At 58.8% G+C, this 25615-nt stretch carries 26 protein-coding genes; 10 read left to right on the top strand and 16 right to left on the bottom strand.

The features are described 5' to 3' along the window. Positions 1-77 precede the first annotated feature (77 nt). The 3 genes from SIB38_RS05120 to SIB38_RS05110 are packed head-to-tail and all read left to right on the top strand — an operon-like array spanning position 78 to position 1457. On the top strand, positions 78-956 hold the full coding sequence (locus SIB38_RS05120; RefSeq protein ID WP_412551550.1) for a flavin monoamine oxidase family protein: 879 nt from the start codon (positions 78-80) through the stop codon (positions 954-956). Beyond that, positions 953-1228 carry an FAD-dependent oxidoreductase gene (locus SIB38_RS05115; RefSeq protein WP_412551549.1) on the top strand — a complete coding sequence of 92 codons (276 nt, stop codon included), beginning with the start codon at positions 953-955 and terminating at the stop codon, positions 1226-1228. The genes SIB38_RS05120 and SIB38_RS05115 overlap by 4 nt, the downstream gene beginning before the upstream one ends. Further along, positions 1221-1457: a hypothetical protein gene (locus tag SIB38_RS05110; RefSeq protein ID WP_294115880.1), complete on the top strand. Its 237-nt coding sequence runs from the start codon at positions 1221-1223 to the stop codon at positions 1455-1457. The genes SIB38_RS05115 and SIB38_RS05110 overlap by 8 nt, the downstream gene beginning before the upstream one ends. Before the next feature lie 249 nt (positions 1458-1706). Here SIB38_RS05110 and SIB38_RS05105 read toward each other — a convergent pair whose 3' ends face one another. The 8 genes from SIB38_RS05105 to SIB38_RS05070 form a co-directional block, all read right to left on the bottom strand. Continuing rightward, positions 1707-1991 carry a hypothetical protein gene (locus tag SIB38_RS05105; protein WP_294115878.1) on the bottom strand — a complete coding sequence of 95 codons (285 nt, stop codon included), beginning with the start codon at positions 1989-1991 and terminating at the stop codon, positions 1707-1709. Between the two features lie 152 nt (positions 1992-2143). Continuing rightward, positions 2144-3442, bottom strand: coding sequence for a M16 family metallopeptidase (locus SIB38_RS05100; protein WP_412551548.1), 1299 nt, complete (start codon positions 3440-3442; stop codon positions 2144-2146). Beyond that, positions 3439-4776, bottom strand: coding sequence for a M16 family metallopeptidase (locus SIB38_RS05095; RefSeq protein ID WP_294115873.1), 1338 nt, complete (start codon positions 4774-4776; stop codon positions 3439-3441). Before SIB38_RS05095 ends, SIB38_RS05100 begins: the two co-directional genes overlap by 4 nt. Positions 4777-4886: 110 nt before the next feature. Further along, the gene (locus SIB38_RS05090; RefSeq protein ID WP_294115870.1) at positions 4887-5405 is read right to left on the bottom strand and encodes a DUF3035 domain-containing protein; all 519 of its coding nucleotides are present in this window, start codon (positions 5403-5405) and stop codon (positions 4887-4889) included. Between the two features lie 53 nt (positions 5406-5458). After that, a complete protein-coding gene (gene lspA / locus SIB38_RS05085) occupies positions 5459-5929 on the bottom strand; it encodes a signal peptidase II (protein ID WP_294115868.1) in 471 nt (156 codons plus the stop codon). A gap of 174 nt (positions 5930-6103) precedes the next feature. Then, entirely contained in the window at positions 6104-7693 is a 1590-nt protein-coding gene (gene purH / locus SIB38_RS05080) for a bifunctional phosphoribosylaminoimidazolecarboxamide formyltransferase/IMP cyclohydrolase (RefSeq protein WP_294115866.1), read from the bottom strand. Between the two features lie 19 nt (positions 7694-7712). Next, positions 7713-9455, bottom strand: a complete 1743-nt coding sequence (locus tag SIB38_RS05075; protein WP_412551547.1) for a heparinase II/III family protein — start codon at positions 9453-9455, stop codon at positions 7713-7715. 101 nt (positions 9456-9556) lie between these two features. Next, positions 9557-10828: an RsmB/NOP family class I SAM-dependent RNA methyltransferase gene (locus SIB38_RS05070; RefSeq protein WP_294115861.1), complete on the bottom strand. Its 1272-nt coding sequence runs from the start codon at positions 10826-10828 to the stop codon at positions 9557-9559. A gap of 75 nt (positions 10829-10903) precedes the next feature. Between SIB38_RS05070 and SIB38_RS05065 the strand changes: the two genes are divergently transcribed. Next, positions 10904-11089, top strand: coding sequence for a DUF1674 domain-containing protein (locus SIB38_RS05065; RefSeq protein WP_294115860.1), 186 nt, complete (start codon positions 10904-10906; stop codon positions 11087-11089). A 7-nt stretch (positions 11090-11096) separates the two neighbouring features. Here the strand turns inward: SIB38_RS05065 and SIB38_RS05060 are convergent, their stop codons facing one another. From SIB38_RS05060 to dapB, 5 genes are all read right to left on the bottom strand, one after another. After that, entirely contained in the window at positions 11097-12407 is a 1311-nt protein-coding gene (locus SIB38_RS05060) for a tetratricopeptide repeat protein (RefSeq protein ID WP_412551546.1), read from the bottom strand. Positions 12408-12728: 321 nt separating this feature from the next. Further along, a complete protein-coding gene (locus tag SIB38_RS05055) occupies positions 12729-14801 on the bottom strand; it encodes an ABC transporter permease (RefSeq protein WP_412551545.1) in 2073 nt (690 codons plus the stop codon). After that, complete coding sequence (locus SIB38_RS05050; protein WP_294115851.1) at positions 14798-15850, bottom strand: quaternary amine ABC transporter ATP-binding protein; 1053 nt, start codon at positions 15848-15850, stop codon at positions 14798-14800. Before SIB38_RS05050 ends, SIB38_RS05055 begins: the two co-directional genes overlap by 4 nt. Positions 15851-15856: 6 nt before the next feature. Further along, positions 15857-16819, bottom strand: a complete 963-nt coding sequence (locus tag SIB38_RS05045; RefSeq protein ID WP_294115849.1) for an ABC transporter substrate-binding protein — start codon at positions 16817-16819, stop codon at positions 15857-15859. A gap of 274 nt (positions 16820-17093) precedes the next feature. Continuing rightward, a complete protein-coding gene (dapB, locus tag SIB38_RS05040) occupies positions 17094-17903 on the bottom strand; it encodes a 4-hydroxy-tetrahydrodipicolinate reductase (RefSeq protein WP_412551544.1) in 810 nt (269 codons plus the stop codon). 102 nt (positions 17904-18005) lie between these two features. Between dapB and rbfA the strand changes: the two genes are divergently transcribed. Together rbfA and SIB38_RS05030 are read left to right on the top strand one after the other, a co-directional pair. After that, a complete protein-coding gene (rbfA, locus tag SIB38_RS05035) occupies positions 18006-18428 on the top strand; it encodes a 30S ribosome-binding factor RbfA (protein ID WP_294115846.1) in 423 nt (140 codons plus the stop codon). Further along, on the top strand, positions 18428-19171 hold the full coding sequence (locus tag SIB38_RS05030) for a phosphodiester glycosidase family protein (RefSeq protein ID WP_294116246.1): 744 nt from the start codon (positions 18428-18430) through the stop codon (positions 19169-19171). Before rbfA ends, SIB38_RS05030 begins: the two co-directional genes overlap by 1 nt. On the opposite strand, the gene SIB38_RS05025 is transcribed toward SIB38_RS05030, so the two are convergent. Genes SIB38_RS05025 through SIB38_RS05015 form a run of 3 tightly spaced genes read right to left on the bottom strand, consistent with a single transcriptional unit; the run spans position 19161 to position 22172 of the window. Then, a complete protein-coding gene (locus SIB38_RS05025) occupies positions 19161-20168 on the bottom strand; it encodes an ABC transporter substrate-binding protein (protein WP_294115844.1) in 1008 nt (335 codons plus the stop codon). The genes SIB38_RS05030 and SIB38_RS05025 overlap by 11 nt on opposite strands. Beyond that, a complete protein-coding gene (locus SIB38_RS05020) occupies positions 20147-21514 on the bottom strand; it encodes a sensor histidine kinase N-terminal domain-containing protein (protein WP_294115842.1) in 1368 nt (455 codons plus the stop codon). Before SIB38_RS05020 ends, SIB38_RS05025 begins: the two co-directional genes overlap by 22 nt. Continuing rightward, complete coding sequence (locus tag SIB38_RS05015; protein WP_294115840.1) at positions 21507-22172, bottom strand: response regulator transcription factor; 666 nt, start codon at positions 22170-22172, stop codon at positions 21507-21509. The genes SIB38_RS05020 and SIB38_RS05015 overlap by 8 nt, the downstream gene beginning before the upstream one ends. A 108-nt stretch (positions 22173-22280) precedes the next feature. On the opposite strand from SIB38_RS05015, the gene SIB38_RS05010 reads away from it, so the two are divergent. From SIB38_RS05010 to SIB38_RS04995, 4 genes are all read left to right on the top strand, one after another. Beyond that, on the top strand, positions 22281-23261 hold the full coding sequence (locus SIB38_RS05010) for a tripartite tricarboxylate transporter substrate binding protein (protein ID WP_412551543.1): 981 nt from the start codon (positions 22281-22283) through the stop codon (positions 23259-23261). Positions 23262-23329: 68 nt separating this feature from the next. Continuing rightward, positions 23330-23812 carry a tripartite tricarboxylate transporter TctB family protein gene (locus tag SIB38_RS05005; RefSeq protein ID WP_412551542.1) on the top strand — a complete coding sequence of 161 codons (483 nt, stop codon included), beginning with the start codon at positions 23330-23332 and terminating at the stop codon, positions 23810-23812. Position 23813: 1 nt separating this feature from the next. Next, entirely contained in the window at positions 23814-24047 is a 234-nt protein-coding gene (locus tag SIB38_RS05000) for a hypothetical protein (RefSeq protein ID WP_294115836.1), read from the top strand. Between the two features lies 1 nt (position 24048). Next, positions 24049-25563 carry a tripartite tricarboxylate transporter permease gene (locus tag SIB38_RS04995; RefSeq protein WP_294115835.1) on the top strand — a complete coding sequence of 505 codons (1515 nt, stop codon included), beginning with the start codon at positions 24049-24051 and terminating at the stop codon, positions 25561-25563. The last annotated feature ends 52 nt before the right edge of the window (positions 25564-25615 follow it).

Raw genomic sequence — 25615 nt, 5'->3', positions numbered from 1 at the left:
ATGCCGCATTCTTTCCAAGCAACATTGTGCAAGATGATCCCACCTGCCTCTTTGACTGAAAGAAAAGTGAGCCAAAAATGCACCGCAGAACTTTCACTCGTTTGTCCATTGCATCACTTTTATGCGCACCGCACTTGGCGCAGGCTCGAAAACCCCAAAGCGTCACCATTGTCGGCGCAGGCAGTGCCGGGCTAACCGCGGGATACCACTTGGCCAAAGCCGGAATTGAAGTTCAGATCCTGGAAGCGTCCAAAAATTGGGGAGGACGCGTCAAGCGGTTTAAGGGATTAGGAGATATGCCCCTCGATTTGGGCGCCGAGTGGATCCACGACGACCCAAATATCTTTGGTCGCATGATAGGACAGGGACCAACAGACTTGGGCATTCGGACAATCAACTACCGTCCTCAAACCTACAAATTCTGGCACAACAATCGGCTGAATAAGTTCAACGCGCTTCGCAATTTCTATCAAGAGGTCAAGTTTTTAGACACCACTTGGTACGGATTTTTCGAAAGGTTCATGTTGCCAACTGTTGCGCAAAATATCTCTTTCGGGGCGCAAGTGACGCATGTTGCCGAGCAGGGAAACCGCCTGTCTTTGAGGCTCAAGGACGGTCGCTCACTTGATACAGACAAGATCTTGGTCACTGTGCCTATCTCTGTCCTAAAACGCGGTCAAATCTCCTTCTCAAAGAACCTAACACCGCCGAATCTAACAGCTCTAAAGGACGTTGATTTTGGATCTGGCTTTAAGGCCTTCCTGCAGTTCTCTGAGCGTTTCTATCCAGACATGCTGTTTGAAGGTGCGCGCAGCAGCATCCTGGCCGACACATGGGCGGAAAAATCTACTATGACGCAGTCTTTGGCAAACCAACGCGCCAAAACATCCTTGGACTGTTCTCGGTCTCGGAGAAACCGACACGCCGTTCGGCTCTTAACAACGCCGATTTGGTGAACGACATTCTCTCAGAGCTCAACGAAATGTTCGGAGGCGTTGCCAAAGCCAGTTTTTCCGGCGCCGTAGTCCAGAACTGGAATGCGGAACAGCACATTCAGGGCAGTTACTCCATGGAAAATAGAAGTCCCTACGACCTGAGCGAAATCCTCGCACCAGTTTCCGGAAAGGTCTTCTTTGCCGGGGAAGCATTGGGAGGCGATGCACAATCCACCGTGCACGGCGCGGCCTTTTCCGCAATTTCAGCGGTCGAAAAACTATTGAATGAATAAGCGCAACGGCTGCCTTCCTAAACAAAAAAACGTGGAAGGCACTCTCTTCCGAATGCCTTCAGCCGTCGCCCGAACCCTTCTCTCGCTGGCTGAGCTGAACAACGTTGCCTTCCGGGTCGATCACATCCTGCAAAACCGCCCCACGAAAACACCATCGCCCAGCCTCAGGCAACAAACCACCACCGTGCTCCTCAACGCTGGAACCGCACCGTCGAGTGATCCTACTTGAACAACGGGCTTGATGGCTGTCGCAGAGCGCGCAACCGGCGGTGTCTCGATGACGGTGGTGGAAGCGATATGATCCGGCGCCTGAACAAGCGCAAGAGTCGTATCTCCTTTGCCAATGACGACATATTCGCCCGGACTCTGCTCCACGACTTCGCCGCCCAACCCCGTGTAAAACCGGGTCAAGCCGTCCAGATTTATTGCATATAATACTGCACCTTGGAGCACATTTACGTCCTCTGGTTACGCGGCATCAATCCCATCTGGAATAGGTCACAATGACATGTGACATCATATCAGCACTCACAACGAAATAGCCGGAGTCTGTCTCAACATAGGCAACTCTCGAAGTGTCATTGCCCGCAACAATCTGTGTCTCACCAAAACTACGAAAGTTCGATTGCGCTCCAACCGCCGTGTTGTCAAAGGCATGTTTCACCACAGCCTCCACATGGGGCTGAGACCAATCGAAATCATCATTGAGCGGAAAGCCAGCATCATCTTCATGCAAGGTAATCGTGTGTGTATCAAATGCCATTTCAATCTCCCCTGGCATGTTCAAATTCTCATCCTTCAATAATCAGAAGGGTAATCCGCGATTTCAAACTTCGCCAATAGTTGTTTTGTCTATCCAACAAAAAACGCGGAAGGTTCCCCCCCCGCGCCTCACAACTTAGTCAGTGACAGCCTTCAAAGCCCCTCAGGCTTGCCCACCACCACAAATTGCAGCTTCTCCGGCGTCAGAAGCTCTCCGGCCACGCGTTTCACATCTTCCACCGTGACCGCATCCACTTTGTCGTTGCGGATGGTGATGTAGTCGATGGGCATGTTGTCCATCTGCATGGAGACCATGATCGTCGCAATCGCGCCGTTGCCGTCAAAGCGCAGCGGGTAAGCTCCGGTCAACAGCGCCTTGGCTTTCGCAACCTCATCTTCTGTCGGGCCTTCGGCGGCCATGAGCGCCCACTCATCCTGAATGACCTCAATCGCCTGCGCCACGCGGTCATTGGCGGAGGACACGCTGCCCATGTAGACGTTCGCCAGATCGCGCAGCACGATGTAGCTGTAGACGCCATAGGACAGCCCGCGCTTGACCCGGACTTCCTCCATCAGACGGCTTTCAAAGCCGCCGCCGCCCAAGATAGTGTTGAGCACATAGGCGGCAAAGAAATCCTCATCATCGCGGTCAATGCCGTTCTGGGCAAACATCGCCACCGACTGCGGCGTATCAAAATCCACCACATCGACGCCGCCCATGATGTCCACTTTCGCCGGGCCCGGCATCGGTGCGCCGGTCTCTGGCAGGTCGCCCAACAGTGCATCCAGCACCGGCCCCAGCTCTTCGGCGGTGATGTCGCCCACCACGCCAACAAACAGCCGGTCTTTTGCCATCGCACCTTTGTGCGCGGCAATCATGTCCTCGCGCGTCAGGTGGGTCACGCTTTCAATCGTGCCTTGGCCCGCGCTGCCATAGGGGTGATCGCCATAGATGATCTCCGCCATGCGTGCGCCGGCGATCTTGTCCGGGTCTTTCAAATCAGAGCGTAGGCCAGACAGCACCTGTTCACGCACCCGGTCCAGCGCATCCTGCGGGAAGCTCGGCGCCACCAAGGATTTGCGCAGCAAAGCCAGCGCATCATCGCGGTTCTCGGTCAGCACACGGGCGGAAATCGACACCGCATCGGCATGGCTGTCATAGCCAAACTGCGCCGCCAGCTCTTCGCTCGCCTTGGCAAAGGCCTGCGCGTCCATGTCGCCGGTGCCCTCTTCCAACAGGCCCACCATCAGGTTGGTTGCGCCGCGCGCACCCTCTGCGTCGAGCGAGGTGCCGCCTTTGAAACGAATTTCCAGCGCTACAAAGGGGATCGACGGTTCCTCGACCAGCCAGGCATTGATGCCGCCGGGGGAGGTGACTTCCTTGATGTTGATCTCCGCCCAGGCAGGCACGGCCACAAACAGCGTCACGCATGTGATGAAAGCACGGATCATTGCGCCGCCTCCTCTTCTGTCAACAGCCAGCCGGTCACCGACTTTTTCCGGTCAAAGATCATCTCTGCCGCCGCCATGATTTCTTCGGGCGTGATCGACTGCAAAATCTCCGGCCATGCCTGAATGTCTGCAATCGTCAGCCCCGAGGTCAGTCCGCGGCCATAGCGGTTGGCCACGCTGTCCACATTGTCGCGCTCATAAATCTGGCTGGCGCGCAGCTGCATCTTGATCCGCTCCAAATGCGCCTCATCCACACCGGTCTCCATGAACTCCGCCACAACCGCATCCATCGCATCTTCGGCCTCCTGCATCCCGATGCCCGGCGCGGGTACGGTCAACAGGTTAAACGTCGTCGCATCCAGAGAGGTGCCGCGATACCAAGCGGTGGCGTAGATCGAGTTCTTGTCCTCAAACTGCAGCTTCTGGCTCAGCACAGAGGTCTGCCCCCCACCCAAAAGCTCCGCCAGCAAGGTCAACGCCGCCGCGCCGCGCTGATCGCCGGGGTTGCGCTCTGGTGCGAGGTAAGAGCGCGTCACATACGGCTGCGCCACACGGGCATCGTAAAACTCCATCCGCCGCGCACTGGTTTGCGGTGGCTCACTCGGCCGGGCACGCTCTGGCAGGTCCGGGTTGGCCGGGATCACGCCGTAGTATTGCTCCGCCAGCGCCTTGACCTCTTCGGGTTCGACATCGCCAGCCACAATCAGGATCGCATTGTTGGGCGCGTAATATGTCCCGTAATAGTCCAGCGCGTCCTCAAGCCCCAGCGCCTCCATCTCATGCCGCCAGCCAATGATCGGGATGCCATAGCGGTGGTTCAGATACTGCGCCGCATTGAGTTGTTCGCGGAACAGCGCACCTGGGTTGTTCTCCACCCGCTGGTTGCGCTCCTCGATGATGACATCGCGCTCGGTCAGGATCTCTTCTTCGCCAAGCCGGATATTCACCATCCGGTCGCTCTCCATCGACATCATCAGCTCCAGCCGATCCGCCGCCACCCGTTGGTGATAGGCGGTCACGTCGTAGCTGGTAAACGCGTTGTCCCGCCCGCCGTTGGCCGCCACGGTTGCGGAGAACTCACCGGATTCGAGCTTGTCGGTGGCCTTAAACAGCAGATGCTCCAGAAAATGCGCTACGCCGGACACGCCGGGCTTCTCATCGGCTGATCCCGCCTTGTACCAGACCATATGCATCACCACCGGCGCACGGTGATCCTCGACCACCACCACCTGCATGCCGTTCTCCAGCATAAAATCGGTAACCTGATCTTCCGCTTGCGCGGGCAGCGCCATCGCCGCCCCCGTCGCCAGCGCACAGACAAAGCGTCGCAACATCCAATAACCTCCTCAAAACAGGCTTGTACAAATAGTTACGCCCCCGAGGGGGCGCTGCAAGGGATCAAACGAATTTGTGAGCCATATTAGGCACATTCGTGCCAGCGATCTTACTGCACCGGTGCCGCAGGGGTCCGCGCACCTGCACGTTTCCACTTCCACCACTCATCACGGTAGTCCAGCGCTTGGCGTTTGTAGACGTCCTCATAGAGGCCCTTCTTGCTGATCCGCAGCCAGGTGCCACGGCCCCGTTTGCGCCGGAACTCTTCATCTTCGGCCAATACGGTCGCGCGAATGTTCGCGTCACGCCCCAAACGGGACGAGTAGTTCACAAGGTTGCCGTCGCTGGCCGGAATGCCGGTGTTGTAAGGGCTGCGCGCCGCCGCAGAGCCGCCCAGCGCCGCCACCGCATCGCCCAGTGGGTCCTGATCGGTGCGGTTCACACCACCCGGCGTGGGCGTAGGCAAGGCCGCATAATCTTTCGGCTGGGTCAGTTCTTTGGCAGGCATGATGGTGAATTCATCCGGCCCATCGCCACTTGGTGCATTCGAGTGCAGCGTGTTCTTACCCGAACAGGCCGCCAAACCCACAGCAGCCACTCCCAAAATCAAAAGACGCAAAAGCTTCATTTGCCCCACTCCACGAAACTTGGGCACAGCTTTAGCGCATCCTGACAGGAAGGTCACGCCTCAGTTTTCTTGCCCCCAAACACCACCAGCCCGATGGCGCCTGCGAAGATCCAAACGTCGGCGAGGTTAAACGCATAAGGATTGTTGATGCCACAGCACGACATGTTGAGAAAATCAACCACAGCGCCAAAAAGCAGCCGGTCAATCACATTTCCGAGCGCGCCGCCAATCAGGAACCCCGCACTGATCATGCCCCATTTGCCCGGCGGATCTTTGCGCACCCAATGCAGCAAAAAGCCGCAAATCACAAAGGCCAGCGCAATCAGCACCCATTTGGCGGCCGCTGGGCTGTCAGAAAACAGGCCAAAATTGATGCCGCGATTCCATGCCATATGAAACTGCAAAAACGGCGGCAGCACCTCGATATGCATCACCTCGCGCAGGTTCAGCCAGTTGAGCACAAGAAACTTGCTCGCCTGATCGGTGATGAAGGCCCAAAAGCCTGCCCAAAACACAAGACGCATCACGTCGCGTCTCCTTCTCTGCCTGTCTGCCTCGTGCGCCGTTCCGTGTTGTCTCCAGAATCTTGCGCCTTGATTGTTAGCGCCCATGCTACGCCACTTTTGGGCGGCGCAACAAGGGTGAGACCCGCAATCAGAGCATTTCCAACCGCGAGCCGTTTGCATTTCACGTCACTTTTAGTGACGGAAGTGACGCATTCCGGTGAAGACCATCGCCAGACCGGCCTCATCCGCCGCCTTGATGACTTCCTCATCGCGCATGGAGCCACCCGGCTGAATCACACAGGTGCCACCCGCCGCAGCCGCTTCCAACAGACCGTCGGCAAACGGGAAGAACGCATCAGAGGCCACCGCAGAGCCTTTGGCTGGGCTCTCGTCCATACCCAGTTCATCCGCCATGCGCTGCGCTTTGGACGCGGCCACGTTGGCGCTGTCCAAACGGCTCATCTGACCTGCGCCAACACCCACGGTAGCGCCGCCTTTGACGTAAACAATCGCGTTGGACTTCACGTGCTTCGCCACCTTCCAAGCAAAGAACAGATCGTCGAGCTGTTCGTCGGTTGGCGCGACTTTGGTCACCACCTTCAGATCGTCTTTGCTGACGTAGCCCACGTCTTTGTCCTGCACCAGAACACCACCGGCAACTTGCTTATAGGCGGTGATCGGCGCGCGCGGATCCGGCAGACCATCGGTCAGCAGCAGACGCAGGTTTTTCTTCGCCGCGAAGATTTCTTTGGCTTCCTCAGACGCGCCCGGTGCAATCACCACCTCGGTGAAAATTTCAACGATCTTGCTTGCGGTCTCTGCATCCAGCGGCTGGTTCAGCGCCACAATGCCGCCAAACGCGGATGTGCGGTCACAGTCAAAGGCCTTCTGGTAAGCCTCAACCAAAGTTGCGCCCACGGCCACACCACAGGGGTTGGCGTGTTTGATGATCGCCACAGCAGGGCTCACCGCCGGATCAAACTCGGAGACCAGCTCAAACGCCGCGTCGGTGTCATTGATGTTGTTGTAAGACAGCTCTTTGCCCTGCAACTGGGTCGCAGTCGCCACGCCGGGACGACCGGAGCCATCGGTGTAAAACGCCGCTTTCTGGTGGCTGTTTTCGCCATAGCGCAGGGTCTGTTTCACTTCGCCAGCAAAGGCACGGCGGCGCGGCGCTTCCAGCGCCAGCTGCTCGGCCATCCAGGTGGACACAGCCGCGTCATAGGCTGCGGTGCGCGCATATGCGATCTGCGCCTGCTTCTGGCGGAACGCATACGACGTCTGACCATCGTTGGCGTCCAGTTCGGCCAGAAGCGGCGCGTAGTCTTCCACGTCCACAATCACATTTACAAAGCCGTGGTTCTTGGACGCGGCACGGATCATCGCCGGGCCACCAATGTCGATGTTCTCAATGCAAGTGTCATAGTCCGCACCCGCTGCCACAGTGGCCTCAAACGGGTAGAGGTTCACCACCAACAGGTCGATACCGCCAATGCCGTGTTCGTCCATCGCCGCAACGTGATCGTCATTGTCACGCAGCGCCAGCAGGCCGCCGTGCACCTTCGGATGCAGCGTCTTCACGCGGCCGTCCATCATCTCCGGGAAGCCGGTGACCTCGGATACGTCTTTCACATCCAGCCCCGCATCGCGCATCGCTTTGGCGGACCCGCCGGTGGAGAGCAGCTCCACGCCGCGGTCTGAAAGGGCTTTGGCGAGGTCGATCAAGCCGGTCTTGTCAGACACGGAAATCAGGGCGCGGCGAATAGGCTGGAGGTCGCTCATCGGAATAGGGTCCTTGGGCTCAGGTGTTCAAATCCATTTCGTCCCGGTTCAGGTCCCTGATTGCCACATTGGTCTCATGCGCTTTGCTCAGCGACCACCGGATGCGGGTCGCATACTCCATTGCCACGCCAGATAGAACGATTTGTTTGGTCGCACGCGGCTTTAATCGCCCTTTTTCGAGGAAAACACTGGCATCGAGCCGCATTTTCGCGATCGCATCATGCCGGAACACCCAAAGTTCGCCGCTTTTGAGCGCAATCGACACCGCCGCACCGCCCATATCAAGCGAGGCATCCACCTCCGGATGCAAGTGAAACGCGATTTCGAAGGGGATTCCTTGCAATGCGCCTTCGTCCATCGCCTTGTCAAACCGCCGCTTGGCCGAATCTTCCATCGCGATGATCAGGTCTTCGCCCGCCATGCCGCGCCCATCAAAGGTCAGCTCCAACGTCCGCGCATGGGTCAAACCATGAGATGCAATATAGCCGTCATGCCCGCCCTCAAACCGCAACCCATCCGGCGCCTGGCTCATCTGAATCGGCACATCTTTGGGCGCATCCACCAGTTGCTCTTCACGCCAGCCGCGGCCCTCTTGGCCCAACCGCGCGCTCGACAGCTCATCAATGGTCACAGTGGAATGGGACGGTGTGGCCCGTCCAAACCGACGCCAGTCTTCACCAAAACTCGCGCCGGAACCGCAATTCACCACCAAAGGCCGCCGCCCGCTGGTCAGTTCAAACGCCAGCGTAGAGGCATGGGCATTAAGCGAACTTGGTCCAGTTGGGGGCGGGCTGGCGTCAATCACCACGCTGGTGCGCCCCGCTGACAGCCGCGCGTAGCCCATCGCCAGACCATCCGCCTGCCGCGTCTTGTTGCCACTTTCCGCCAGCGCCGAGTCCAGCCGCCCTTCCATGCCGCGCCCGCCGCCGTGGAACCGCGCCAAGCCCCCGTCGGAATGGCGCAGCGTGCGCAGGGTCGGCGCAATGCGCTCAATCGCCTGCATATGCATCGCCGACGGCTTGCGCCCCGCTTCCTTGAGCGCCGTCGCGGCCCAGGTCAGCAATGTGAACACCTCGAGCAGCTCTTCGGGATTGCGGGTTGGAATGCCGCCTTCCTCATCCACCTGCCGCTCGCATTCCTTGTCCAAGGCCTTCAGCGCCGGCTCCACATGTTGCGCCATACCTTCCAGCGCCAACCCGGCATAGATCAGCCCGGTGAGCGCCTCAAACCGCGGCAAGCCCGGCACGGTTTTATGCCAGCGCTTGGATAGGAAAATCGTCTGCTGCGCCAGCGAGCGATAGAAATCCTCAGACTGCGCCGAATCCCGCGCCCTGAGCAGAAAAATCGCATGGCTGATCCAGCGGATCAGCCGCCGTCCCGCCAAATCCGGTATCCACCCTGGCCCCGAACCACGCCCATAGCGGTCAATCCAGCGCCAAACCCATTCCTGCGCCCGTTCCCGCGCGGGGGCGTCACCCACCGCCGCCAAATCATCCAGCCAGGCAAAGCCATGCTGTTCTTCGGCAAAGACATCATCGGGCACGTTGATGTCCCACATCGACGTTTTCGGCGCGCTGATCAAATGGCCCGCAAACAGGAAATTTCCGGCAACCAACTGCTTACCCCGGGCAAACAACCCAATAGTGCGTGGTTCCGGCATGCTGGTGAACCCCGTCGCGGGCCGCGCACGGGTGCTGATCCGGGCCGCCACACGGTGGTTAAACCGTGTCCAGCGCGCCGATATGCTTTCTGGTTTGGACATCCACTCTGCCTCTACGCTCTCTGGCGTTTGGCGCGAGTGTAGCGAGGTGTTAGCGCTGAGTCACCGATTGAATCGGCTTAAGCCAATTCACCGGCAAAAGCTCACTGACCTTTGCGCAGCAAAGCCACGTAAAACCCGTCCATGCCACCTTTGTCCGCCCAATAATCCGGCCGCAACCGCAAGCCGCCTTCTTCCGTGACCCAAGCCGGATCGACCCCGTCAACCAGCACAGCCTCACGATCCACGGTCACATCCACCCAGCGCTCCACCGCTTCTTCCACCTGCACTTCGCCTTCATCCGGCAACAGCGAGCAGGTGCAGAACACCAACCGCCCACCCGGTTTCAGCAGGCCAAGCGCATGATCCAGAAACACTTCCTGCATGCCAATCAGATCACCAAACTCGCTGCCATCTTTGGCAAAGGGCAAATCCGGGTGGCGGCGAATGGTGCCGGTGGCTGAGCACGGCGCGTCCAGCAGGATCGCGTCATACTGGCCCTCTTGGGCCATCACATCGCCCACCACCACATTGGCCTTGAGCTGCACCCGCTTCATGTTTTCCTGCAGCCGCTCCATCCGCGCCGGATTGTCATCCACCGCCGTCACTTTGGCCCCGGCCGCCGCCACCTGCATGGTCTTGCCGCCAGGCGCTGCGCAGAGGTCCAACACCTTCTCGCCCGGCTGCACATTCAAAACCCGCGCCGGAATCGCCGCCGCCGCGTCCTGTACCCACCACGCGCCTTGTTTGAATCCTTCCAGCGCCGTGACCTGCCCAGCGTCCTGCAAACGCACCGATCCAGTGGGCAGCAGCTCACCGCCCACAGCCTCGGCCACTGCCGCCGCATCGCCCTTGGCTGTCAAATCCAGTGGCGCCCCGGCAAAATGCGCCGCCTCAATGCTGAGCATCGCCTCATTGCCATAAGCCTGCGCCAACGGTTTGCGCAGCCACTTGGGCAAGCGCGGCACCCGCAACTTCTCCCACTCGTCCACACCTTTGTCTGCCACCTTGCGCAGCACCGCGTTGGTCAGTCCCTTCATGCCCGCGGTGCGCTTGCCTTTGGCAACAATCTCCACCGCGTCATTGATCACGCCATGCGCAGCCCCACCCTGACACAGTTCCACCGTCGCCATACGCAGCACATTCCGCACCGTGATCGCCGGTGTCTTTTTCAGATGTTTCTGCAAAATCCGGTCGGCCCGCTCCAGATTGCGCAGGGTCTCTGTCGCCAGCCGCTGCGCCCGCGCGCGGTCTTCCGGCGCCAGCTTCTGCAATGCCCCGCCACCGATCACCTCCGACAACAGCCGCCCCTTGTCCATGACCTGATCAAGCAGATGCACGGCACTGCGACGGGCTTGGTAACCGGATTTGGACATACAGATATTCCTTGCGGGGTTGAGAACAGCGGACGGGCGCGTATATCAAGGCATAAGCCTGAAAGGAACCCTCTCATGACGGACACACTCGAGATCCGCGACGACCTGCCCGAAGCCGCCAAACGTGCCTTGGCCGAGGCCGAGGAGCGCCGCAAGAAGGCCAAAGCGCTGGAGTTGCCCACCGAGCTTGGTGGCCGCGACGGTCCAGAGCCAGTGCGCTACGGTGACTGGGAGAAAAAAGGCCTCGCCATCGATTTCTAATCCGGGTTTAGTCGGCGAACTTCATGCCAGCCGCCCGGAGATGGGCCTTTTGTTTCTCCCAATCTAAGGGATCCATGAAGAACATGTTCGCCACCACGTCGGTGCGCAAGCTGGGCCATTCGTCTTCAATACGCTTGACCATCTCTTCCGCCTGTTCCTGTTGCCCCACGGCCTGATAGGCGCTTGCCAAATACAGCAGGCTGGCAAAGTTATGCTCCAGCCCTGCCTGCAAGGTGCCTTCCACCACCTCAATCGTGGTTTCGTAGGCGCCCAAGTGATAGTTCGCAAAACCATACACCCGTTCCCGCACCAACCTGATCGGGTCTGACGCGGCAACATTCTCGGGCGCGTTGACCACCACCACATCCTCAAACCGCCCCGAGAAATGCGCAATCAACGCATAAGTATGGGCAACATAGCCATCGTCCTGCCCAGCTTCAAAAGCCGCTTTTGCTCGTTCGTCCGCCAATTCAAAGTCATCGGACGCCATGGCAACCTGCGCCGAAGTCGCCATCACCCAACTGTCCTCGGGCGCCAGAACACTGGCCTGCTCAAGCAGCAAAGTGGCTTCTTGCAAATAGCGACGCGACAGACCACCCCCACGGGTCAAATCCGCCATCATCGCCATCGACATCGCCGCCGTGGCATAGCCACGGGCAAATTCAGGATCGCGCTCAATCGCGGTTTTGGACAGCACGATGGCCAGCTTGTGCCGCTCAAAATCCAGACTTGGATACATATAGCTGCGCGCGGCTTCGACCAGTTCCGCAGCCGACATGCCTTCCACATCCACCGGCAAGGCAACGTCCGCTGTCACAAGATCAGATATGTCTTTTGGCCAATCTTCCTGCGGTCCTTCCACCACGCCCGTCGGGGTCAATTCCATCACCACCCAACCAATGGCTGAGGCAATCAACGCCCCGATCAGGACCAACATGCGCATGGGGGTCTTGGGGCCGATTGTGTCGCGGGGTTTCGGCTTTGCTTCCCACATCTCAAACCGCAAACCACAACTGCGCGGATCGACAAAGATCCGGATCGGATCATCCGCACCGTCACCATCATAGTACTCGGCTAGCTTCTCAGACAGACGCGCCATTGCCCACGTCAGCTTCTGGGCGGCTTCCTCTTCGGACCGATCCGCATAGAACTTTGCAATCACCGCTGCGCGGCTGCCCTGCTTGGCCCGCCCGGCTAAATCCTCATCCACCAGGAACCGAAGCAGCATTTCCTGCTGTTTGGCCAGTTGAAATATCTGGCTGCCGCAAACACGCCCGGTGGCAACCCGGATCACATCCGGGGCTATTCTGTAGGTCATACCACTGGACTCGTTAGGACTTGGCATTGATGCACAATCCCCCCGAAATCTTAAAAATCCACTCAACCGCCCGTTCTGGACAGTGATCCACCAAGATCAAGTGTGTCCTGCCCGGCACAGCATTGCAAATCCGGCAACTGTTGCGCCCATTGCCCTGAGGACGCACGCCACGTTTAAATCCACTCAATCGCAACAGCGCACGCCTTGTTTACAACGGCCTTTGCGCAAAATCGCACCGACGCGATACCGACGCAAAACAGCCGCGATACCGAAGGGTAAAAAGTGAAACGAGTCGGAATGTTACCCCCGATTCGCCCCTGTTTACAGCCCAAGCGCCTGACGCCGTTCCTCGGCAAAGCCCTGCACCAGGCGATCCGCCACCAGCGCCAAGATCGCCATCGCGGCCCCGGCCGTGATGCCAAGGCCGACATCCGCCTGCCCCAACGCCAGATAGATTGACTGTCCCAGCCCCGTGGTGCCGATCAGCGCCGCAATCACCAACATGGCAAAGGCATAGAGAACGGTTTGGTTCAAACCGAGCAGGATGGTCGGTGCCGCAAAGGGCGCGCGCACCTCAAACATGGTCTGCCATTTGCCTGCCCCGCTGGCCGTGGCCGCCTCCAGGATCTCGTTTGGTGTGCTGGTCAAACCGTGCCGCGTGTAGCGGATCATCGGCACCACGGCGTACATGCAAATGGCGAGAAACGCTGAGAATTCCCCGATTTGGAAGAACATCAGCACCGGGATCAGGAAGACAAACAACGGGATGGTTTGCAGCAGGTCACAGATCGGTCGGATGATGGCCCAGGCTGTGCTGCTCATGGCGCTCCACAGCCCCAAGGCGCCTCCGACGATAGCGCAGGCAAACACGGCTGCCCCAGACAGGTACAGGGACAACAGCGCCCGCTCCCATAGGCCGGAAATCAGCACCAGGCCCAGAAGGATCACCGCCAGCCGCGCCAACTTCCACCCGCCAGCAACCCAGCCAATTGCGCCTGCGCCAAAGATCACCACCGGCCACGCCAGATGCGCAATGCCGATCTCGGCCACGTAAGCCAGGATCATCACCACCAGCCCCGCGGTCACACGACCTTTCAGCATCAAAATCAATGAGATAACCGCCGCTACGCCGTAAAGCATAGCCGTGTGTTTCGCAGTCCACATAAAGCCCCAAGTGAAGGGCAACACCGCCTCCGCAAGACCAATCCGCAGCGGTAAAAGCCCGTAGAACATCGAGGTGTTCTTGACCGTATCCAACGTCGCCCCGTGGTTTCCTGTGAAGGTGCCGACACCTGTATCCACCCAAGCCGCAACGCCATCCAACGCCGCAAATCCGCTTGGGGACCAGCCCGCAAACACGGACCACAGCGTCACCAAAAGCCCGGCGCCAAGAATGCCAAAAGCCACTTTGCGGTCCTGCTGCGGACGCGGCTCCGCCAAGGCGGCGGACATACGGTCAATGATGATGGCAAAGACAACAATCACAGAGCCCGCCAAAAAGGCCTGCCCAAACAACGCCTTGCGCATGGTCAACAGCACTTCCCAACCGATGTCCTGAAAGCCACCGATCACCGCCGCGATGATCACCATCGACAGCGCCGCCATCAGACATTGGTTCACGCCAATCATGATCTGCTGCGTCGCTGCCGGTAGTTCCACAAGGAACAACTGCTGCCGCCGTGTGCCACCAGACATCACAGCCGCTTCGCGGATTTCCGTATCCACCCGTTCCAGCCCCAACAACACATTGCGCGCCATCGGCGGCGCCGCATAGATCGCCGAAGCGATCAGCCCCACCACAGGCCCAAAGCCAAAAAGCACAAGCAGGGGCGTGAGATAGGCAAAAGTCGGAACCGTCTGCATCACGTCCAAGAGCGCGTTCACCGCGCCCTTCACACGCGGAAACTCAAACGCCGCAATGCCAATTGCCGTGCCAAGCAAAAGTGCCAAAGGCACCGAGACCGCCACCAGCGCGAGCGTGTTCATACCCTCGGTCCAGTAGCCTGAGAACACCACAAACATCAGTCCAAAGAAGCCCAGCGCCGCCATGCGCAATCCGCCAATGGTCCAGCCGAGCGCGGTCACCAGCGCCACGGTCATGGGCCAGGGCAAGGCGTTCAGAAGCCAACCAACCCCTTCCATGGGATAGCTCACCAAAAAGGTGAAAGTCCGGGCTATTGGCTTGAAAACATCCAGAAAACCGCCCACCAGCCAGGTCATCCAGTCGGTCATCGGCACGGTCAAGGCTGCCGGCCATTTCATCAGCCATTCAAACTGCGCCCCAAGGAGGCGGCAGACCAAAGCAATCGCCAGCACAAACAACGCCGCCTGACTGCCGCGTGCCAGCGCCAGCTTGCGTCCTGCGTTTGCTGGCACGGCCTCCGCCGTGCTCATGTCTCTTCCGCCTGCAAGGCATTGGCCAACTCATGCGGATGCACGGCACCAATCACTTTGCCAGCCGCATCTCGCACCGGCACTGGCTCATAGAGCTCCATGCATTTGGTCAGGGCCGTATCCAGCGTCATGCCCACTTTGATGCCAGGATCGTCCGGCATGTTGTCTGGAATACCGTCCATCAGAATGGATTCAACGCAGGCATGCCGCCCCTTTGGCACATCCTTGGAAAACTCGGCGACATAGTCATCCACTGGATGCAGCACGATCTCTTCCGGCGTGCCGATCTGCACAATTTCGCCATCGCGCATGATGGCAATCCGATCAGCCAGTTTTAGAGCCTCTTGGATGTCGTGCGTGATGAAAACAATGGATTTTTTCAGGGTCGCTTGAATGTTGAGGAACTCGTCCTGCAATTGGCGACGGATCAGCGGATCCAACGCAGAGAATGGCTCGTCGAGGAACCAGATGTCTGGGTTCACTGCCAGTGAGCGGGCAATGCCGACCCGCTGCCGCTGACCACCTGACAGGTTACGCGGGTAGGTGTCCTCGCGGCCTTTCAGGCCCACAAGTTCCAATACCTCCAAAGCCCGCGCCCGGCGCTCTGCCTTGCCCGCGCCCTGCATTTTTAGCGGGAAGGCCACGTTGTCGGCCACCGTCATATGCGGGAACAATCCGAAATGCTGGAACACCATGCCCAGCTTGTGACGGCGCAGATCAATCAGGCGCTTGTCACTGGCCTGGAGAATGTCCTCACCATCAATGCGCACCGACCCGGCTGTCGGCTCAATCAGCCGCGAGATGCAGCGGATCAGAGTCGATTTGCCAGAACCCGAAAGCCCCATAATCACAAAGAGTTCGCCGGATTTAACCTCAAAATTCGCCGCACGCACGGCGGGAATGAGGGTCTTGTCCTTGAGCTCTTTGGCAATGGCTTTGTCATCACCAGCCCCGCGCGCATCGCGCAGAGCCGGGGCGGCGTTTTCGCCGAAGACCTGCCAGAGGTCTTCGACGGCAATCGCCGGAGCGGTGCTGTTCTTGTCAGTCATGAAGTCTTACTTGGTTGCGGCGTCGACAACCGACTTCCACTTGGCTTCGTTTTCACCCATCCACGCGGACACAACCTCTTCAACTTTCTGACCGTCCACATCCACGGCGCCCATCATTGGCTGCTGATCTTCCACAGCCAGCTGATAGTTCACGAGAATTTCGTGGGCGGCAGGCCATTTGTCTTTCAGACCAGGCCAACCGGCTTTGAAGATACGGCTTGCGGCGAAGTCACAATCGTTGATCGCATTTGGGTTTGGGCCCCAGGCTGGATCGGTGAAGCAAGCATCCTCACCCGCAGGCAGATCGACAAACTTCACGTCGTAGGCCGACATCGCCCAGTGCGGCTGCCAGAAGGTGATCAGCAAAGGCGATTTCTTCTCTGTGGATGCGCGCAGTTCGGCAATCAGAGCGCCTTCGGAACCCGCAGGCACAGCTTTGAATGGCAGTTCCAAACCAGTCATGCGGTCCGCGCCAGGTGTACCCCAATCCGCCGGATAATCCACCAGACGCCCCATTGGCAGGGTTTCTGCGGTGGCGAAGTTCATCGCACAGTCTTTCAGCGCTTCCCACGCTGGCAGGCCTGGGCAGAGCTCTTCGACGTGCGCCGGATAGGCGATGCCTTCACGCGCAGCCAGGCCCAGATCGGACAGCTCTTCCAGCTTTCCTTCGCCTTTCAGCACGGCGTATTGATCGGACACGTTGGAAGACCAGATTTCCAAAGTCGCGTGAATGTCGCCATCGGCAATTGCCTGAAACTGGTTCATCATGCCAGCAGTCACATATTCAACTTCATAGCCGGCCGCCTTCAGCATTTCGCCCGCCACATGTGTGGTCACGTGCTGGCCGGTCCATTCGTTCAGCGCCAGTTTGATGGGCTCATCGGTCGCGCCAAGATCTGCCGCTTGTGCCGACATGGCCACCGCGGATACCGCAAGCGCCGACAGTCCGGCTTTCAAAAACGTCGTCATGGTCTTCTCCCTGTTGGTCATTTTTTAAATGGTCATTTAAGTTTTTGTTTGTCGGCATAAGAACACAACGTCTCTGACCTGCCAACAAAAAATGCATCTGGGTGGGATGCATCTTGTCTCCAGACGCTCTCAACGTCGGACATCAACCGCTGGGCGGTTGATTTTATTGGGCATTTTTACTGCACCCAAATTGATCACAGCAACGCGAGAATGCCAATCACGTGAGTTGCGCAAAACGTCACAGGACGTTTCGCGCTGTATCAGTAAGGGATTCTTACAACCCCAATACGTCAAACATATCATATTCTCCGGGCTTTTGATCCTGCCCCCAGATCGCAGCCTTCACCGCGCCACGGGCAAAAATCGCCCGATCTGTCGCCTGGTGACGCAGCACAATGCGCTCCCCAGCGGCTGCAAACAGCACATCATGTTCGCCAACAATGTCGCCACCACGAATGACAGAGAAGCCGATGTCGCCTTTTTTGCGCGCGCCGGTGATGCCGTCCCGCGCCCGATCAGACACATCCGCCAAATCCACACCGCGCCCTGCAGCAGCCGCCTCGCCAAGCATCAAAGCGGTGCCGCTTGGAGCATCCACTTTGTGGTGGTGATGCGCTTCGATGACTTCAATATCAAAATCCTCATCCAAGGCTGCCGCCACTTTCTCGGTCAGTTTGGTCAACAGGTTCACCCCCAGGCTCATGTTGCCAGCGCGCACGATAACCGCGTGCCGGGCACAAGGCTCCAGTTGTGCAATATCTTCTTCGGTCATACCCGTGGTGCCAATCACATGCACCGCGCGCGCCTGCGCTGCCAGTTTGGCAAAGGCAATCGTCGCCGCAGGTGCGGTAAAATCGATCACCGCCTGCGCTTTGGCAAAGGCCTCCAGCGGCTGGTCCGTCACTGTCACGCCCAGCGCCGCGCCGCCCATGGCTTCGCCAACATCACGGCCAACCCAGTCATGGCCTTCGCGTTCAACCGCGCCCACCAAACGCACCTTGTCACTGTCGGACACCGTCTTGATCAGCATCTGCCCCATCCGGCCTGATGCGCCTGTGATCACGATTCCTGGCAATTCCTGCATGGTGTCCTCTCCACTTTGACAAACCACCCAAATGGCGGTGCGCCCTGCTTACCCAATGCAATCCAGCTTGGCAAAGGCAGACAGAAGCCCTAAGTGAGGGACATGGCAAAGAACTCTTTCTCTGAGGGCCGCGGCCCGTCCCAACGCCAGCTGCGCGTGGGTGAATTGATCCGACGCACCCTGTCGGAGGTTTTGGTACGCGACGAGCTGCATGATCCGGACATCACCCGCATGTCGATCACTGTGGGCGAGGTGCGTATCACACCTGATCTGTCGATCGCCACCTGTTTTGTGCTGCCTCTGGGCGGCAAAAACAAAGAGGACGCGGTGGCCCTGCTAGCCCGCCACAAAGGCGAGCTACGCCGTATCATCGGCCGCAAAGCCAAACTCAAGCACGCCCCGGATCTGCGCTTCCGTGTGGACAACACCTTTGATCAAATGGACGCCACTCGCGCGATGCTGTCTGACGAACGGGTGCAGGCCGATGTGGCCAGAACTGACACAGAGGATGGCGAACCTACGTGATCCGAACTACGCTCTGTTTGATCTTACTGTCCCTGCCCCAATGGGCGCAGGCGGTGACCTGTTCAGATCAAACACATGAAGGGCGCAGCCTGACGGTGTGCACGGTGGACGCGGCTAAGGACAATCTTCGCCTGTTCCTCCGTGATGACAGCGGCGCCATTCTGGGCCAGTTCCGCGACATCGAGCGCGCACTGGAAGACGGCAAAACCCTCAGCTTTGGCATGAACGCGGGCATGTATCATGCCGACCGCAGCCCCGTGGGGCATTACGTTGAAGACGGCACCGAAGAGATGCGGCTCTTGACCGGTGGCAGCAAAGGCAATTTTGGCCTGCTGCCCAATGGCGTGTTGTGCCTGAACGATGGTGCCGTGCAGGTCTATGAGACTTTGGATTTCCAGAAAAATGCCCCAACCTGCCGCGACGCCACCCAATCCGGCCCAATGCTGGTAATTGACGGTGCTCTGCACCCGCGCTTCCTACCCGACAGCACATCACGGTTCCTGCGCAATGGTGTGGGCACCACGGATGACGGCCAAACTGCCTATTTCGTTATCTCCAACGAGGCGGTGACTTTCCACGAGTTTGGCCGTTTCTTCCGCGATGTTTTGCAAACACCAAACGCGCTCTATTTTGACGGCAAGATTAGCCGCCTGCATGCGCCGCAACTGGACCGTTCCGATGGTGGCTTCTGGATGGGGCCGATCATTGGTGTTGTGGAACCCAGCGGCGCAGTTACTGAATAACCGCGCTGCTCCATTCCTTGATGAATGTGCGACGTTTGAGCGGATCGAGATAGGTCATCAAGGCTGGCTCCAGAGAAATCACCGCCTGTCCGGTGCTGTCCGTCGTCGCGCTCAACGGTGGCAATGGAAACGCCTCTAGGCTTTGCTGCCCGGTTTGCATTTCCACTAAGTGGCGCACAAAGGCGGCGGCCTCTTCGGCCACTTCGGTACGACTGCTGACAAAGGCGGTGCGCATCATGATGGTGGGAAAATCCAATGGCAGCACAATTTCCAGCATGTCGGCCACATCCTCACGCGCGGCGACATAGCTGCCCAAAACATTGTAGGCGACCATCAACTCCCCAGCGACCAGATCGTCAATCATCGCGCCGGAACAGCAATAGAGCTGCGCATCCAGCCCGCCCATCACCTCCATCAGCCGCCAAAACGTCTCTGACGCGCGCGCATCCTGGGTGGCAAACAAATAGCCCAGGCCGGAATCCCGTACGTCGTAGGTGCCGACCTTGCCGCGAAACACTTCGGGCCGCGCACGCATGGCCGCAATCAACTCTTGTCGGGTTTGCGGCACAGACTCTGGCGCAAAAGCTGCCCGGTTGATCACTATGGTTGCTGGCTCCGTGGTGAAAGCAAACAAGCTGTTGCGCCACTGTGCCCAATCCGGCTGATCCAGATTGGCGATCTGGACTGAAAACCCGTCGTTCACCAGCTTCAATTGCAAATCCATCGCACTGGAGATCACCACATCAAAATCCTCCGGCGCCGCCCGGAAGACTTCGTCGATTTGCGCCGTGCCCGTAACGAAATACTCCACTGCCACGCCGGACCGGCTTTGCAAGAAATCTTCGATCACCGGCGCAAACAGGGAAGTGTCGGTACTGGACAACACCCGCAGCGTGCTGCTTGCCGAGGCGGGTCCAAAGGCGTTTTGGTCCTCCCAGTCCTGTGCCTGCGCCAGTGCAGGACACAACCACATCATCAAAGCAAAAATGTAACGCATGCGCCCCCCTCCGGCATGTTGCCCAACGTCAGCTCTCCGCCATGGGCCGTGGCCACATCCTGCGCAATGGTCAGCCCCAAGCCGGACCCAATGGTATCTTTGGCATTGTCACCGCGCGAAAACCGCACCGCCAACCCCTGCATCTGGTCAGGCGGGAACCCCGGCCCCTCATCGCGCACCTCAACCCGAGGCCGTGGCGATGCGCCAACCTCCAGGGTGATCTCGCTCTCCTCCGGCGCATATTTCAACGCATTCTCCACCAGATTGCGCAGCGCGTTTTGCAGCAGGATCGAATCCGCCTCAACACTGACCGCGCCCTCGCTGATCACCGTGAGCGCGATGTCTTTCATCTCCGCCACCGGCGCCAAACGGGTCACCAGATCTTCCACCAGCTCGACCAAATCCAGAGTCCGCGTCTCCAGATGGTCTGCACGAAAGGTGATCATTGCATGATCCAGAAGCTGTCCCGCCGCGCGGGAACTCTCATCAATCGCCCGCACCATAGAGCGCAGCGCCTGGCGGTTGTCTTCGCGCTCCACCCTCTGCAAGGTCGCCTCCGCATGGCTGCGCACGGTGGCCAAAGGCGTGCGCACGCGATGCGCTGCCTCGGCAATGAAGTCCTCTGATTGCTTCAGAGATGTGTCCAGCCGCGCCATGAAACTGTTGAGCGAGGTTACCAAAGGCGCCATCTCCAGCGGCACCGGGCGCGCAACGGGGCTAAGGTCTTTGGGCCCCCGCCGCGTGATCGAATGGGTCAGCCGCTCCAAAGGACGGATGGTGCTGTTTGTTGCCCAGCTCGCCACCAGCACGGATAGCGTAAAGAATCCGGCCCCAATCAAGCCCACGTTGCGTGAAATCTTGTTCAGGGTCCCGGCCAAAGCATCCTGCGTTTGCGCCACCGACACGGTTACACGTGTCCTGGTGTTGGCCCCCACCAATATCCGTGCCGCCGTGGCCACGCGCACCGGCGCACCGTCAAAAATCGCCGACACATGCACAATCTCGCCCCCGTCCGGCGCATCGGCAACCGGCAGAAGCTCATAGCCGGACAGCAGCGTTTCCTCCTGCCAAATTGCGTAAAACACCCGATCATCCGCATCGGTGCTCAACATCGAGAAGGCCACATAAGGGAAGTCCACCTCCACATCTCCATCCCGCAACGTGGCCGCATCCAGAATAGACGCCACCGAGGCTTCCAGAATGCTATCCTGTCCACTCTGCGCAATTTGTGCCGCATAGGTGCGCACCACAAAAAACAAGAGAATGGCAATCGCCGCCGCACTGCCGATCAGCGTCAGCGCCAGCCGTGCTCTGAGTGAGCCCGCCACATTAACCGCGTCATCCATGATCGAGCCGATAGCCCAGGCCGCGCAGGGTGGTGATCCGCAACTCCGAAGGCTCCAGATGTTTCCTCAAGCGGCCGATATAGACCTCAATCGCATTCTCAGAGACATCTTCGTCGTACGAAAACAGCCGGTCTGCCAGCTTTGCCTTGGAGAAAATCTGCCCCGGCGCGTTGATCAACAGCTCCAGCAGCCGCAATTCCCGATTGCGCAAGGTCACCGCCCGCGCCCCGATCGTCAGCCGCCCGGCCACCGGATCAAGTGTCACACCGCCCAGCTCCGTCACCGATTGCGCATGGCCCGCATTGCGTCGCAGCACCGCCCGACAGCGCGCCTGAAGCTCTTCGTGATCAAACGGTTTGGTCATGTAATCGTCCGCCCCAAGATCAAGCAGGCTGATTCTGTCACTGACCTGAGACCGCGCGGTCAGAACAATCACGGGCGTGTCGTTTTTCCCGCTCCGGTGGTGTTTCAGGAAGGTCCGACCATCCCCATCCGGCAACATAATATCCAATAATATGAGATCATATTCGCCGGTCTGCATGAATGCCATGGCATCATCAATTTTATCAGCATGATCAACAACATGACCATCCAATTGTAGCCGCGCACTGACCGCATTGGCGAGCTCGATATTGTCTTCGACCAGGAGGAATTTCATGCGATTTGAGTGCCTTTCTGACAGCATGACAGGTTTGTGACAGGTTGCGATGTTTGACTGCCCTCAACTGAGCCGTCTTTCGGACAGTTGTCAATTTGGAGGAGAAAAATGATGAAATTGACCATGGGCCGTCGCGCCCTGATGGCCACCGCAGTGGCAGCATTCGCATTCACAGGCCAAGCTATGGCGGAAAAAGCCGTAGACAGCATCCACTTCCTGATCCCCGGCGGCGCCGGTGGTGGCTGGGACGGCACGGCACGTGGCACCGGCGAAGCGCTGACCAAAGCGGGCATCGTGGGCACTGCATCTTATGAAAACATGTCCGGTGGCGGCGGCGGTAAAGCCATCGGCTACCTGATCGAAAACGCCGACAGCAACCACGGCACATTGATGGTGAACTCCACCCCAATCGTGATCCGCTCCCTGACCGGCGTATTCCCACACAACTTCCGTGACCTGACCCTCGTGGCCGGCACCATCGGCGACTACGCCGCATTGGTTGTGCACAAAGACAGTCCGCTGAACAACATGTCTGACCTGATGGCCGCATATGACGCGGACCCATCCAAAACCGCCATCGGCGGTGGCTCGGTTCCAGGCGGCATGGACCACCTGGTTGCAGCCATGGTGATGGAAGCGGCTGGCAAAGACGCTCTGGGCGTGAAGTACATCCCTTACGACGCAGGCGGGAAAGCCATGGCAGCGCTGCTGTCCGGCGAAATCGCGGCTCTGTCCACCGGCTTCTCCGAAGCGGTTGACCTGGCCAACGCAGGCGAAGTGAAAATCATCGGTGTGACCGCGGACGAGCGTGTTTCCGCCGCACCAGACGCCATGACTATGAAGGAGCAGGGCATCGACACCTCCTTCGTGAACTGGCGTGGCTTCTTCGCGGCCCCAGGCCTGCCAGAAGACAAGCTGGCAATGTACCAGGACGCGATCTCCAAAATGTATGACACCCCAGAGTGGGAAGTCGTGCGCGAGCGCAACGGCTGGGTCAACATCCATAACAACGGCGACGACTTCAAAGCTTTCCTCGAAGGCCAAGAAAAAGTCATCGGCGACTTGATGAAGAAACTGGGCTTTCTCTAAGCTGAGTTAACATCCAACTGGGCAGAGCGGGCTCCCGCTCTGCCTTTCTTTAAAGGGAGGGGAGCTTCATGGCTCTGGATCGCTGGATCGCTCTGATACTGCTGGGCATCTGTATGGCATATGGTTATGCCGCCTGGTTTACGATGGATGGCAGTCTTGCTCCGTTCATGAAACGCAACCCTATTTGGCCAAGCACCTTCCCGAAGGTACTGTCCATCCTTGGTATGATTGCCTCGCTGATCATCCTGCTGGGCCTCGAAAAAAGCGAAGCCAAAGAGGCGGAAATCGATTACCTCCGTTTGACCGAATACAAGCTGGGCCAAGCGATCCTGCTGTTGAGCCTGATGGTCGCTTACGCGCTGCTATTGCGTCCGGCGGGTTTTATCTTCTCGACTTCCGGTTTCCTGATCCTCGGCTCCTTTATCCTCGGTGAGCGCAAGTTCCACTTCATGGTGCCAATCGCGCTCCTGGCCACTTTCCTAGTTTGGTATCTCGTTCAACAAGTTCTCGGCATCTACCTGCGGCCGCTGCCCGGCTTCATGGGAGGCTGAGATGTTTGGTGAACCTTCCGTTGTATCCCTACAGTTTGTCTTGATGCTGATTGGTGGATGCCTGGTGCTGTTCTCCGCCGCGGCCTTTGTCATCATTGGCTCGTTTTTGATGGGCGCTGGCAAATGGCACATCACGGCATTGGTCACGATGATGGCCGTCATCATTCTATGGACACTTGTTCAGCACACGCTGGGCATCAACTTACGCCCCACCACGGGCAACTTTGGAGGCTGACATGCTCGAAGGACTACTGATCGGCCTGCAAACGGCCTTCTCTCTACAAAACCTCTTGATGGTCATTGGTGGCTGTCTGATCGGGACATTTATCGGCATGTTGCCGGGTCTTGGCCCAATGTCGATCATCGCCATCATGATCCCAGTCGCCATCTCCATGGGGGATCCCTCCGCCGCGCTGATCCTGCTTGCCGGTGTATATTACGGCGCCATCTTTGGCGGCTCTACCTCCTCCATCCTGCTGAACGCGCCGGGGGTCGCGGGCACCGTGGCCTCAAGCTTTGACGGCTACCCGATGGCCAAAAAAGGCAAAGCCGGTAAGGCGCTGACCGTGGCAGCGATTGCCTCTTTTGCCGGCGGCACCATTGGCGCCATCCTGTTGATGGTCTTCGCGCCTGCGCTATCCTCCGTTGCGCTGCTGTTCCACTCCGCTGAATACTTTGCCCTGATGGTTGTGGGCCTCTCCGCGATCGCCGCCTTTGCAGGCACCGGCCAAGTAGCCAAGGCGCTGATGATGACCCTGCTGGGCCTGATGATGGCCACCGTGGGCGAAGGCGCATTGTTCAACATGCCCCGTTTCACCATGGGCATCATGGACCTACAGTCCGGCTTTGGCTTCATCACTCTGGCGATGGCCATGTTCGCCCTGCCGGAAGCGCTCTTTCTGGTGCTGAAACCACGCACCATGGGCGAGAGCAACAGCGGTGAAATCAAAGACCTGCGCATCACCGGGTCCGAGGCGAAATCCATCGCGCCGGTGATTGGCCGTCAGTCGGTTCAAGGCTTCTTCATCGGGGTTCTCCCCGGTGCTGGCGCCACCATCGCGTCCTTCCTGGGCTATGCGGTGGAGCGCAACATCGCCCCGAAGGAAGAACAAGAACAATTTGGCAAAGGCTCTATCAAGGGCCTGGCGGCCCCGGAAACAGCCAACAACGCAGCGTGCACAGGCTCCTTTGTGCCCCTGCTCACGTTGGGCATCCCTGGTTCCGGGACCACCGCCATTTTGCTTGGTGCGCTGATCGCTCTGAACGTCACGCCAGGCCCGCGCCTGATGATCGACGAGCCTCAGGTGTTCTGGGCGGTGATCATGTCCATGTTCATCGGCAACCTTGTGCTGCTGATCCTGAACCTGCCACTGATCCCGTATATCGCCAAAGTGCTGGCCGTGCCGCGCAACTACCTGATCCCGTTCATCCTGTTCTTCACCCTGATGGGGGCCTACATCGGTCAGAACAACGCCACCGAGCTGCTTTTGCTAGTTGGTTTCGGGGTCTGCGCCACAGCCTTGCGCTTTGCCGACTATCCATTGGCGCCACTGCTGATCGGCTTCATTCTGGGCGGCATGTTGGAAGACAACTTTGCCCGCTCCATGCAGCTCTATGACGGCATCGCCTTCATCTGGGAGCGTCCGATGACCCTCGGCCTGCTGGTGATCGCGGTGATCCTTGTGGCACTGCCAAGCTATCGTGCCCGCCGCGCCCGTTTGCGCGCAGCAGGTGTCGCCGACGGCGACTAAACCGAGCACGGGTTCGCGGGGTGCTCCTCCCCCCCCGCGATCAGGAAAGGCC

The sequence above is a fragment of the Shimia sp. MIT910701 genome (assembly GCF_047126315.1).
Taxonomy (GTDB): Bacteria; Pseudomonadota; Alphaproteobacteria; order Rhodobacterales; family Rhodobacteraceae; genus Shimia.
This window is presented reverse-complemented; position numbering and strand designations above follow the sequence as displayed.